Here is an 11,094-nt window from a genome sequence, read left to right as displayed (position 1 = left end):
GGACGAACTCCCACTCAGCATCGGATAGTTCATGGCGACGTATCACCCGACCATGGTCCACCACCCGAGATCATTTGAAGACACCCCCTAGGACGCCGCGTGGTGCCCGGCAAAGGCCCGGCCCCCGTCCCGGAGGGGGACGGGGGCCGGACGACGGGGACACCACGCCCGGGGCGATGCCCTGGGAAAATCCCCTACCTCACAGGTAGGTGAACCCGCCGGGGACGTCGGCGCTGCCTCCCGGTGTGGTCACCTCGACCGGGACATTGCCGCCGCCGTCGGGTCCGGCCGGAGTGATGCCGAACAGAAACGTGCCGGACGGGTCGGCGCCCAGGACGGTCGCGGACGTGTCCCCGAACGTCACGCTCCCGTTCTGCAGACCGGAGCCGATGATGGTGAACAGGGTGCCGCCCGCGGACGGACCGCTGATGGGGATGATCGCGGTCGCCTGCGGCTCGGGCGGCGGGGCCTGCTCCACGTAGACGTAGGTCACCGGGTTGGTGGTGCCCACCGCGTTCGTGGCGGTGACCTGCACGGGACCCGGGTCCTGCGGCGGGGGCTGCACCGTGACGGTCAGCCCGAAGGGGTCCTGCCCGACGATGGTCGCCTCCTGGTCCCCGAACAGCACGCTGGTCGTTCCGGCCAGCCCCAGTCCGAACAACGTCACCGTGTTACCACCGTCGACGGGTCCCGAGTTGGGCAGCAGGGCGATCAGAACCGGGCCGAACCCCGGAAAGCTGATCTGCGGGGGCTGGAGCTGAGGGAGCTGGGGAGTCGAGAGCAGCGCCTGGGCCGCCTGCGGATTCGGCTGGTTCGTGCATGTGCACATGGAAGTCCTCCTGCTGTCTGCGGGGTGTCGCCCGGCTCGGCTCGCGACGATGCGGTTCACGAGCCCGGAGCCCGGGCACTGGCAGCAGCCGGCCGTACCGGAGGAGAACACCGGAGGCGCGCAGCGGGCCTGTTCACACTCGCGAGGTGCGAGGGCCGTCACGCTGTCGGGTTTCCTTCACAGCCCTGCACACAGAGGGCTGGCGGGTGGGCCGACCACTGAAGCCCGAGGGGGATGGACGGCCCACCGACCAGGCATCCCCCAGTAACCCAGAAGGGTTTTCAGTGGGCAATGTCCTTGACATCGGCCCACTCGTTCGGCGCAGCGCGCATTCCCGCGGAATGACAACCGAGGGAACACGAGGGACAACGCAGTGGGGGCCCGGGCACGCGGCCCGGGCCCCCACCTGTACGGAAAGGTCAGCTTGCGTTGGCCAGAGCGCTGGTGATCGCCGCAGCAGTCGATTGCTCCGAATTCAGGGCGGCGGCCGAAGCCCCCAGCACGTTGAACACCGTCGCGGCGACGTTACTGGTCGTGGCGGTGAGGACGTTGGCCGTCACCCCCGACGGCTGCCCGAGGCAGTCGACCGCCGCCGAGAGCAGCGAGGTGGTGGTGGCCAGGTTGTGGACGCGGGCGGCGTTGGTGTTGTTGGCCTGGTCCGCCGCAATGGCCGCGTTGTTGGAGTTCTGGGCGGCCTCGAGGTCGCTCACGCAGGCCGAGACAGCCGCCTTGGTGGGCGCGGCCGATGCCATGGGCGCGACGCCCAGGGCGAGAGCTATGGCGACGACGGACGTCCCGGTGGCGGCAGCGATACGGACACGGTTCATGGGGAACTCCCTACAGGTGTCGTCCTCGCCGAGCGGCGAGGATGATGGGTGCCGGAGGAACACCGGGTCCCTTCCAAGGGCCTGCGGGAAAGCGAGCAACGGCCGCCAAGGGCTTGCCTGTTGAGAGCGCGAGCGGGCGGGCGTCAGGACGCCGACTTTCCCGGGGAAGGGATGGGCGGCCCGCCGGTTCGGATGAAGCCAGTAAACCAACGCGGACCGGCCCAGGTAACGGAACCGACCACAAGGCACCCGTTTGGCCCAATCCCCAACGCCGAGGAACGACACGGTGGTTCAGTCGTTGCGCTCGACGGCTGCCAGGACCCGCCCGGCGCCGTCCTCCGCTGCGATCAGCGCGGACAGGCGCCGCGCGCGGTGGCGGTACCACGGATCGCGTACGGCCCGCCGCACGGCCTCCGCCAGCCTCTCCGCGGAAAGTCGCCGTACCGGCAGCACACCGGGACTGACACCGAGGGCCCTCAAACGGGACGCCCAGAACGGCTGGTCCAGCATCACCGGCACCGGCACCGCCGGCACCCCCGCGCGCAGCCCGGCCGCAGTGGTGCCCGCTCCCGCGTGGTGTATCACGGCTGCCACCTGCGGAAACAGCTGTGCGTGCGGAACGGCACCGATCGTCAGCACATCGTCCCCGTGGAGGGACAGGCCGGCCCGGCCCGCCTGCACCACACCGCGTACCCCGGCGAGCCGCAAGGCGCGTGCCACCAGACGTCCGAGGTCCTCCGCGTCCCCGAGGTTCATGCTGCCGAAGCCCACGTAGACCGGCGGCGGTCCGGCGCCCAGGAAATCGGCCAGTCCGGGATCCGGCGTCCAGTCAGGGTCCTCCGCCGGCCACCAGTACCCCACCACATCCATCCCCGGCCGCCAGTCGGAAGGTCTCGGTACGACACTGGGACTGAAACCGTGGTAGACGGGCGATGCCGCACGCCTTTGCTCGACGGCGTGCGCCGACACGTTCAGCCGCCGCCGCAGATGGCGCGCCGCCGGTGCGTAGAGGCGGACCAGCAACGACTGGGCGCAGTGTCCCGCTGCCCGGTTGCCCAGCGGTCCCAACGACGGGAGGCCGGAGACGACCGGTGGGAACTCCCGGGTGGGGGCCAGCGGTTGCAGGAAGACTCCCATGCTGGGCAGTCCCACTCCTGCCGCTGCCACCAGTGCCAAGGGTGCCAGGCCGCTGGAGAACAGCAGGATCTCCGCTCCGGCCGCACAGGCATCCGCCAGCGCATCAGCCATCGCCGGACCCAACTCCCGTACTATACGGAGCTGTTCTCCTGCGGAGAGGCCGGCCTTGGGTGGTGAGCGCCGGGTGCCGGGGCCGGTTGTCGCACCCTGGTCGAGCGGCAACGGAAGAAAGCCGAGTCCACAGCCGCGGACCAGTGCGGCGGACCGCTCGTGGGTCGCCATCGCCACCTCGTGCCCGGCTGCCGTCAGACGCGCTCCCAGACCGGTGTACGGGGCCACGTCCCCGTGCGAACCCGCGGAAGCAATGAGTACACGCATGGCCAACTCCCTTCATTGGCAGGCGTGTTGTGCTTAATCAGTTGCGGCGCGCGATCACCCGGTAGGCGTTGGACAGGCGGGTGCGGCGGATGAGGGGCGCCAACAGAAGGTCCAGTGCGAAAAGGACGACCAGGTTGGGTGCGGTCTGCAGCAGCATCGTTCTGCGGAACCAGCGGCTGAGCGGGCCCGGTCTCGTGGGTCTCCAGGGCAGATCCTCGGGCGGCAGGACGGCCTTGAGCAGGTTGGCCGCCGAGGAGGTGAGGTCGGTGGGTACGTGTGGCTCGCGCCGGTCGACGGACACCACCGTGAATCCGTGCTCGCCCAACTCCTCGCAGAGGTTCGCCAGCGGAAAGAGATGCAGGTGCTGGGGCTGCAGCCAAGGACCCCACCAGCGGCCGAGCAGACGGGCGGAGAGGGACTGGGGGTCGGGGACCTCGATCAGCAGATGGCCGCCCACGCGGAGCGTCCGGTGCGCTGCAGCCAGTTCTCTCCGCGGTGCCGGAGTGTGTTCGAGGTAGTGGTACATGCTCACCGCGTCGTACCGTCCGGCGAGCCGTTGGCTCAGTTCGGTGAAGGAGCCTCGGTAGGCTCGTGCGATGCGGCCCTCGCGTCCGGCGCGCAGCACGCCCTCGCCCCGGTCGAGACCGTGGAACTCGGTGTGGGGATGGATTTTTCGGGCCACGGCGCAGAAGTGGCCGTGGCCGGTTCCCACGTCCAGCCACAGGGCCGGGCGGCCGTGGGGCAGCATCGCGCGGGCCCGTGTCCGGTAGAGCCTGTTCGCGAGGGGCGTGGAGGCCAGTCGCGCCATCGTCGCGCGTCCCAGGCCGTCGTAGCAGTCACGGTAGTAGAACTCCAGCCCCTGCGCGTTGAGCCTGGGATTCTGGAAGACGTGCCCGCAGCTGCAGCACTGATCGAGCACGAAGACCCCCGGTTTCTGCTGGAGGTGGTCGGTGCTGCGCAGGCGTCGGCGCAGGCGGTCGCAGGCGCACCAGGGGCACACGGTTCGCCGGGGTTCGAAGAACCGCTCCAGGCCTTCGGCCAGTTCGCTGCGGTAATCGGCGCGGAGGGCGGCAACCCTCTCGCTTCGCTCTTTCGTCTTCCTCATGCGTCACCTCATGCATGACGGGCTCAGATGGTGGGGGGAAGTACTCGGGAGTAGATCAGGGCGGGACTGGTACCGCCCGGGGTGGTGACGGTGATGCCGACCGGCCCTGGTGGTCCGGGCGGGGCCACGGCGGTGAGCGCGGTGTCGGAGACCACGGTGAACGCGGCGGTCACGGTGCCGAAGCGCACCGATGCCGTCCGGGCGAACCCACTGCCGGTCAGCGTGACGGTCTCACCCCCGGACGCGGGCCCTACGGCCGGGCTCAGCGCTGTCAATACGGGGGCCGCGAGGTACTCATAGGTGAGGTCTCCGCCGGTTCCCCCGGGGGCGGTGACGGTCACCTGGACCGCACCGGCGGTGGAGGCCGGCGGCGCGACCGCGGTGATCCGGGTGTTCGAGACGACCGTGAAGGAGGCCGCCACAGCTCCAAAACGCACCGCCGTCGCGTTGAGGAAGTGACTGCCCGTCAATGTCACGATGGTGCCGCCGCCCCGCGGGCCCGACGCCGGTGTGACGCCGGTGAGGACCGGAGCGGCGAGGTAGAAGTACGTGGCGCCGGGGGCGCTCGTGCCGCCGGGGCCGGTGACGGCGATCTGCACCGCTCCGGCCGCTCCGGGGGGAACGACAGCGCTGATCCGGGTCGGGGAGTCGACCGTGAAGCTGGTGGCTGTTGTGGTGCCGAAGGTGACCGCGGTCGCTCCCGAGAAGTTGCTGCCGGTCAGGATCACGGTGTTCCCGCCGAAGACAGGGCCCTGATTCGGGCTCACGCTGCTGACGACGGGCACCGACCCATACGTGTACGTCACCCCGTTGCTCGTCCCACCGGGCGTGGTCACCGTGATCTGCACGGTCCCCGAACCCGCCGGGGCCACCGCCGTGACCTGGGCGTCGGAGACCACCGTGAACGAGGTCGCAACCGTCGAACCGAACCGCACCGCCGTCGTGTTGGACAGGCCCGAACCCGTCAGCGTCACCGTCGTTCCGCCCGCAGCCGGCCCGGACGGCGGGGTCACGGAACTCAGCACCGGCCCGGTCACCTGCGTGTACGCGTACGTGACGAACTGCGAGCTGATGCCCGCGGGGGTGGTGACGGTCACCTGAACCGTTCCGGTCCCGGGCGGCGCGATGGCGGTGATCCGGGTATCGGAATTGACGGTGAAGGAGATCGCCGCGTTCGCCCCGAAGCGCACATTGCTGGCTCCGGAGAAGTTGATGCCGGTCACCGTCACGCTCGTCCCTCCCGCGACGGACCCCGAAGCGGGCGAAACGGTAAGGACGGTGGGCGGGGGCACGGCCAGGGCGGAGGACCCCTTCGACAGGTACCGGGATGCGTTCAAGGGGTCCGCTCCTTCGAGAATGACGGTCGGTGCGCACGCCGGGCCCGCGAGAAGCGGGTCCGGTGTCTGCAGCGAGGGGAATGCGCGGGGGCCTGCCCGGTGAGGGTTGGGGGGATCCGGGTAGGCCCCCGCGCGCCTGGCCGGGGGGACCAGGCTCAGCGACCCGTATGTCAGATGCCGGGCCCTGCGGTGTAGGTGAAGGCGCCCGCAGCGGTTGCTGCTCCGCCTGTGGTGACCACCGTCACGTCCACGGCGCCGGCGGCACCGGGTGGGGTGACGGCCGAAATGGTGGTGTCGTTGATGACGTCGAACGGCGCCGGGGCACCACCGAAGGTGACCGACTGTGTGGTGGTCAGCTGGGTGCCGGTGATGGTCACTCCGGTCCCGCCGGAAGTCGGCCCGGCCGTCGGTGTCAGGGAGGTGACGGTGGGAGCGTCGACGTAGGTGTACGACAGCCCGTTGTTGGTGCCGCCCGCAGTGGTCACGCTGACGCCGACCGACCCGGCCGCCGCGCCGGCCGGCACGGTGACGGTGAGCTGGCTGTCGTTGATCACGGTCGGCGCGGCGGAGGCCGCGCCGAAGGCGACGGAGGTGGCAGTGGACAACCCGGTGCCGGTGATGGTGACGGTATCGCCGCCCCCGGTGGGACCGGAGACCGGACTCAGGCTCGACTTGAACGGCGCCCCCACGTAGAAGAAGGGCAGCGGATTGCTGGTCCCGCCGGGAGTGGTCACCGTGACGTTGACCGTCCCCGTCCCGGAGGGGGAGATGACCGTGACCGAGGTGGGGGTGTTGGCCGTGATCGTGCCCAGCTTCGTGCCGAAGTGGACGGCAGTGGCGCCGGCGAGGTTGGTACCGGTGATGGTGACGGTTGTCCCACCGCCGGTGGAGCCTTGGTTGGGGCTGATGGGCATGATTGCCTCTTCTCGTCATGGAGTGGTGGATGGCCCGCGGGACCGGGCGATCTGTGTGCACGGCGATGCGCCGCGCCGATGCCGCAGCGAGCCGGTGGTGCCGTCCGGCTGTCCGGTGGTACGTGGTCGGGTCGTGCCGTCAGTCCGCGCAGCCCGGGATGCTCCCCGCGGGAGCGCAGTTGTTGGGTGCGTTCCGGCTGACGTCGCTGACCAGCAGGCTCACCACGCCGGAGTTGCGGTAGATGGCGCCACCGGCGGAGGTGGCGGAGTTTCCGGTGACGCTGCTGGCCGTCAGGGACACCGCTCCGTTGTCGACGTAGATGCCACCGCCGGCCACGGCGCTGTTGCCGGTGACCGAACTGGACACCAGGTTCACCGCACCGCCTCGGTCGGTGATGCCGCCGCCGGGGTAGGGAGCGGGTGCGTTGCCGCCCCGGATGGTGATCGCGGCCAGGGTGAGCTGGCCGTTGGTTCCCGGAACGTTCGCGTCGCCCTGGACCTCCAGCACCCGGAAGGTCGGTGCTGACGGGTCGCGGGCGATGACCGTTCCCAGCCCCGCCATGGTGATCGAGGTGGTGATGGGTGGCAGCCCGACCGGTCCGTCCGACGCACTGCCGTGAGCAGTGGTGAGCGAGTACGTGCAGAACGGAGCCAGGGCCAGGGTTTCTCCGCCTGCCGCGTTCGCCGCGTTGACTGCGGCCACCAGCGCGCTTTCGCTGCACAGAACAGGGATCTGGGCATGGGCGGTGACCGGTACGGCCATCAGAGCTGCGGTCAGAGAACAGACCACGAGTGCCGACCGAAGAACACGGGCAGTTGGCATGACGCCCCCAAGCGGTCATGCGAGCCGCTGCTTCCCACCCCTGCTGACAGGAAGCACGGGTGGACGACGCAGGTCCCCTGCCGAGGGAAACCGTGCGGGATCGCCGTCGTGGGACCGGTGGGGCTGGGGCTCCAAACCGGCAAGCGAACAGAGACCGCCGTCACTTGCTCCCCCGGAGAAGATGGGCGGCTCACCGGATTGGACGCACCAAGTAACCCACCAGGGTGACGGGACCGGCAATGTCTCCGGAGAAACGTCATCCGAACGGCCGGGCGCGAAGGTTGTGTGGCCCGGCGCGTGACCTCAGCGCGCTCTTACGTCGACTCGATCCACAGGCACGGGCCGACCTGGTGCCGCTTGCTTCCAGGCTGTGCCCGGAAACCAGCGACGGCCTGTGGGCCGAGGTGGTACCACTGGACCAATCGGCGCCTGATGGCGGTGATCCGCCAGGAAAATCAAGGGGGTTGCGGTGTCCTCCGGCTTACGGGCGATCGCCCGACTGGTCACGGCGATCACGGCCGTCACGATCTACCTCGCGTTGCACTTGGCGGTCACCGCATGTCTGGACCTGCGGGCCCGTGACCGTTTCCACGAGGCCCCGACGCAGGCGGCGGCGTTCGTCGCCGCGCTGGACCGCTACGCCGACGGAGCGGAGCCCGCACGCGCTCAAATCCGCCGGATCGGCGCATGGTTCGGCGAAAACGCCCCCTCGGGCAGGAGCCGGTCCGCGATCTCCTCCGCCGCCGACCACGCCGAGGAAGGCAGGGTTTCCCTGGCCCGCAAGGACGTCGCGGGGCTGGCGACGGAGATCGAACGGGATCAGGCGCGGCTCGACCGGGAACTCAGCTCGTCGACCGCGGTCGCGCTGTACTGGGCGGTGCCTGCCGGGGTGCTCCTTGTGCCGGTGCTCCGGCTGCGACGACGTCGCCGGTCGGGCGCCGCGGAGATCGTCGAGGTGGTCAGCCAGTTCGTCCCGCATCAACCGTGGTGGCGGCGACCGGTGTTCCTGGCGGCCAGCTGGGTGGGATACGGGCTGTTCGCGACGGGCTCCATCGCAGCGGCCACGTCGGAGCAGCGGGGTCACACAATGCCGTTGGAGACGCAGGTGCTCTTGCTGCTCGGCGGCCTGGCCGCGCTGGGCGCCGGTGTCGTGGTCCTGCGCCACTGCCGACCCCGCTCGGCGCGCAGTGCGGCCCAGGCGCTGCTGGCCGACGGTCGTAAGCCCGTGCTCTACCTGCGCAGCTTCGCCGACGACGACACGGCGGCCTCGGTCGACGACGGGGTGCCGGTCAACATCCATTCGCGGGAGGAGCAGCTCGCGGGGGCGTTGAGCGCCTTCGGCCCCGTCATTGCGGTGGGCAAGCCCGGGGAGCCACTGCCGCGCCTGGGTGCGGCACGCTTCTATCTCCCGCCGGACGACTGGCAGCCGGTGGTCCTGCGGCTGATGGAATTGTCCCAACTCATCGTGCTGGGCCTGGGGTTGGGCGAGGGTCTGTGGTGGGAGGTCGACCAGGCCCGCGCCACTCAGCCCGCGCGCAAGCTGGTCCTGCTGGCACCCGGCGGGCAGCCGGGCGTGGCCGCGCGGCTGGACGAACATCTGCCCACACCGTCCCGACTGGACGAGGTGATCGCGGGCGACTCCTGGATCTCCGCCGTCATCGCCTTCGCCCCCGAGGGGACGCCCAAGGTGCACCCGGTGGGGCCCCGGCCCGGCACCACGACCCGACGGGGCGTGCTCGCGTCCCTCGCGGCCGGCGTGCGAAGAGCCGGTCGGACGTGGATGACCCCTCTGAGCATGCCCGCGCACCAGGTGGTCCGCGCCATGAAGGCCGCTCTGGCCTCGGTAGGGGTCCGTAGACGGATGTTGGTCTGGAAGGGCGTCATCGCCATACAGACGGCATTGTGGAAGGGCTTCGCGCTGGTCGTGGTCCTGGCCCTGTTGTCCTGGCTGGTGTTCCGGGCACTGCCGCTCTTCGACCACTGACAGCGCCGTCCTAGGTCGGGCAGCCGTGGCGGAGGTCACCTGGGTAATGCCTCGCGTTCCGGCCGGTGGCCCAGACGTCCGTGCCAGTCTGGTGATCGACGTGGCAGAACGGGAGGGGCCTGATGGGTGCAGCGGGGCGGGTTGTCGTGGTCAGCGGGGGCGGCACCGGCATCGGCCGGGCCGTCGCCGAGCGGTTCGCCCGGCAGGGCGACCGGGTCACCGTGCTGGGGCGGCGGGCAGCGGTCCTGCAGGCGGCGGCACGCGCGATCGGGGGCGCGCACCCCGTGCGGGCAGTCGCGGGCGACCTGGCCGTGCCGGAGGAGGTCGAGCGGGTGCTGGAGGAGCTTCCGGCCCACGTCGATGTGCTGGTGAACAACGCGGGCGGGCGCGGCGGACCCGCGCAGGACGGGGGCCTCAAGGAGGTCGCCGAGCAATGGCGTCGGGTCTTCGACGGCAACGTCCTGCCGGCCGTCCTGCTCACCGAGGCGTTGCGGCCGCGCCTGGCCCGGCCCGGCGGCCGTGTCGTCACCATCGGCTCCGTCGCCGCCCTGCGGGGCAACGGTGCCTACGGAGCCGCCAAGGCAGCCCTGATGGCCTGGAACCACACGCTTGCACAGCAGTTGGGGCCGCACGGTGCGACAGCCAATGTCGTGCTGCCCGGCTTCGTCTCGGGCACCGAGTTCTTCGGCGTGCCGGCCGACGACGAGGAACTCGCCAGGCGCCGGGCCCAGACCCTGGTCGGCAGGGTGGGAGAGCCGGAGGACATCGCCGCAGCCGTTGCCTTCCTGGCCTCGCCGGAGGCCCGCTACATCACCGGCGAATTCCTCAACAGCAACGGTGGCGCCGTGCTCGGCCGCTGACCTTGGATGCACGGCGTCACACGGCCCACCGGAGGCCCCCTCATACGCCGGATACTCCCCGAAAAAGGAGGAAGGGGGGACGTGTGAGGCGCCGAGGAGTAGCATCCGCCCCAAGGATTGTTCTGCGATTGTGCGGGATTCGGGGGAATCATGGACGGTCCACAGCAGGCTACGCCGGCGAGTGCGAGCCCGGCGGGTCCGGAACGGTCCAGGACGGTGACGGGACCGGCCACCGCCGCGGCGACACTGATCTTGCTGGTGCTCGTGGGTGAGGTCCTGGGCTCGGTGTCCGACTGGCGCGACTACCTGGTGGTCCACGACTACAAGGCCGGGGCGGCGACGATCGCGGACCTCGAAGCGGCCGACTCCTTCAGGCAGTTGGTGTCGATCCCGACGGTCGTGGTGTGGATCTCGGCCGGTGTGGTGTTCCTGGTCTGGTTGTGGCGGGCGCGGGTCAACGCCGAGTTGCTGGGCGGTGCCGACGGGCAGCGTCGTGCCCGGGGCTGGGTGGTGGGCGGTTGGTTCACCCCGGTGGCCAACCTGTGGGTTCCGTACCAGGTCGTGTCGGACATCTGGCGGGCCAGCGCAGCTCGGCGGCCGGTTTCCAGTGGCCTGGTCATGGCCTGGTGGGCGCCGCTCCTGGTGAGCACGATCATCGGCCGGGCCGTCACGCGGATCTACCTGTCCGAGGAGATCTCCGAGGAGAGTCTGCTGAGCGCTGCGAATCTGTCCACCCTGAGCACGGTGCTCGATGCAGCCGCCGGTGTGCTGCTGGTCCTCATCATCAGGCGCATCACCGCGTCGCAGACCCAGCGGCTCGTTCAGCACGCAGGGTGAGGAAAGCACATGCACGCGGCATCACGCAGGTAGCTCATGCGACCAGCCCTTCAACTTCCCGAG

At 70.3% G+C, this 11,094-nt stretch carries 10 protein-coding genes; 3 read left to right on the top strand and 7 right to left on the bottom strand.

What is annotated here, in order from left to right; genetic code table 11:
* Positions 1 to 199: 199 nt before the first annotated feature.
* The 7 genes from ACGF4C_RS25845 to ACGF4C_RS25815 form a co-directional block, all read right to left on the bottom strand.
* On the bottom strand, positions 200 to 829 hold the full coding sequence (locus ACGF4C_RS25845) for an IPT/TIG domain-containing protein (RefSeq protein ID WP_393569192.1): 630 nt from the start codon (positions 827 to 829) through the stop codon (positions 200 to 202).
* Between the two features lie 419 nt (positions 830 to 1,248).
* Entirely contained in the window at positions 1,249 to 1,656 is a 408-nt protein-coding gene (locus ACGF4C_RS25840; RefSeq protein WP_393569191.1) for a hypothetical protein, read from the bottom strand.
* Between the two features lie 291 nt (positions 1,657 to 1,947).
* The gene (locus ACGF4C_RS25835; protein WP_393569190.1) at positions 1,948 to 3,171 is read right to left on the bottom strand and encodes a glycosyltransferase; all 1,224 of its coding nucleotides are present in this window, start codon (positions 3,169 to 3,171) and stop codon (positions 1,948 to 1,950) included.
* 37 nt (positions 3,172 to 3,208) lie between these two features.
* Positions 3,209 to 4,276: a class I SAM-dependent methyltransferase gene (locus ACGF4C_RS25830; protein WP_393569189.1), complete on the bottom strand. Its 1,068-nt coding sequence runs from the start codon at positions 4,274 to 4,276 to the stop codon at positions 3,209 to 3,211.
* A 23-nt stretch (positions 4,277 to 4,299) separates the two neighbouring features.
* A complete protein-coding gene (locus ACGF4C_RS25825; protein WP_393569188.1) occupies positions 4,300 to 5,613 on the bottom strand; it encodes an IPT/TIG domain-containing protein in 1,314 nt (437 codons plus the stop codon).
* Between the two features lie 170 nt (positions 5,614 to 5,783).
* Complete coding sequence (locus tag ACGF4C_RS25820; protein ID WP_393569187.1) at positions 5,784 to 6,527, bottom strand: IPT/TIG domain-containing protein; 744 nt, start codon at positions 6,525 to 6,527, stop codon at positions 5,784 to 5,786.
* 139 nt (positions 6,528 to 6,666) lie between these two features.
* Positions 6,667 to 7,317 carry a hypothetical protein gene (locus ACGF4C_RS25815; RefSeq protein WP_393569186.1) on the bottom strand — a complete coding sequence of 217 codons (651 nt, stop codon included), beginning with the start codon at positions 7,315 to 7,317 and terminating at the stop codon, positions 6,667 to 6,669.
* A 502-nt stretch (positions 7,318 to 7,819) separates the two neighbouring features.
* Here ACGF4C_RS25815 and ACGF4C_RS25810 point away from each other — a divergent pair.
* The 3 genes from ACGF4C_RS25810 (at position 7,820) to ACGF4C_RS25800 (ending at position 11,031) form a co-directional block, all read left to right on the top strand.
* Positions 7,820 to 9,334, top strand: a complete 1,515-nt coding sequence (locus ACGF4C_RS25810) for a transferase (protein WP_393569185.1) — start codon at positions 7,820 to 7,822, stop codon at positions 9,332 to 9,334.
* Between the two features lie 122 nt (positions 9,335 to 9,456).
* Positions 9,457 to 10,194: an SDR family NAD(P)-dependent oxidoreductase gene (locus tag ACGF4C_RS25805; protein WP_393569184.1), complete on the top strand. Its 738-nt coding sequence runs from the start codon at positions 9,457 to 9,459 to the stop codon at positions 10,192 to 10,194.
* Between the two features lie 216 nt (positions 10,195 to 10,410).
* Positions 10,411 to 11,031 carry a DUF4328 domain-containing protein gene (locus tag ACGF4C_RS25800; RefSeq protein WP_393569183.1) on the top strand — a complete coding sequence of 207 codons (621 nt, stop codon included), beginning with the start codon at positions 10,411 to 10,413 and terminating at the stop codon, positions 11,029 to 11,031.
* Positions 11,032 to 11,094 lie beyond the last annotated feature (63 nt).

The sequence above is a fragment of the Streptomyces sp. NPDC048197 genome (assembly GCF_043202395.1).
GTDB classification, from domain to species: domain Bacteria; phylum Actinomycetota; class Actinomycetes; order Streptomycetales; family Streptomycetaceae; genus Streptomyces; species Streptomyces siderophoricus.
The sequence above is the reverse complement of the archived record's forward strand: the minus strand, read 5'-3'. Positions and strand labels throughout refer to the sequence as shown.

What these genes read in the sequence shown, in the direction of transcription:
- ACGF4C_RS25845 (WP_393569192.1), bottom strand. Translation starts at nt 829, where the DNA reads ATGTGCACATGCACGAACCAGCCGAATCCGCAGGCGGCCCAGGCGCTG.
- ACGF4C_RS25840 (WP_393569191.1), bottom strand. Translation starts at nt 1,656, where the DNA reads ATGAACCGTGTCCGTATCGCTGCCGCCACCGGGACGTCCGTCGTCGCC.
- ACGF4C_RS25835 (WP_393569190.1), bottom strand. Translation starts at nt 3,171, where the DNA reads ATGCGTGTACTCATTGCTTCCGCGGGTTCGCACGGGGACGTGGCCCCG.
- ACGF4C_RS25830 (WP_393569189.1), bottom strand. Translation starts at nt 4,276, where the DNA reads ATGAGGAAGACGAAAGAGCGAAGCGAGAGGGTTGCCGCCCTCCGCGCC.
- ACGF4C_RS25820 (WP_393569187.1), bottom strand. Translation starts at nt 6,527, where the DNA reads ATGCCCATCAGCCCCAACCAAGGCTCCACCGGCGGTGGGACAACCGTC.
- ACGF4C_RS25805 (WP_393569184.1), top strand. Translation starts at nt 9,457, where the DNA reads ATGGGTGCAGCGGGGCGGGTTGTCGTGGTCAGCGGGGGCGGCACCGGC.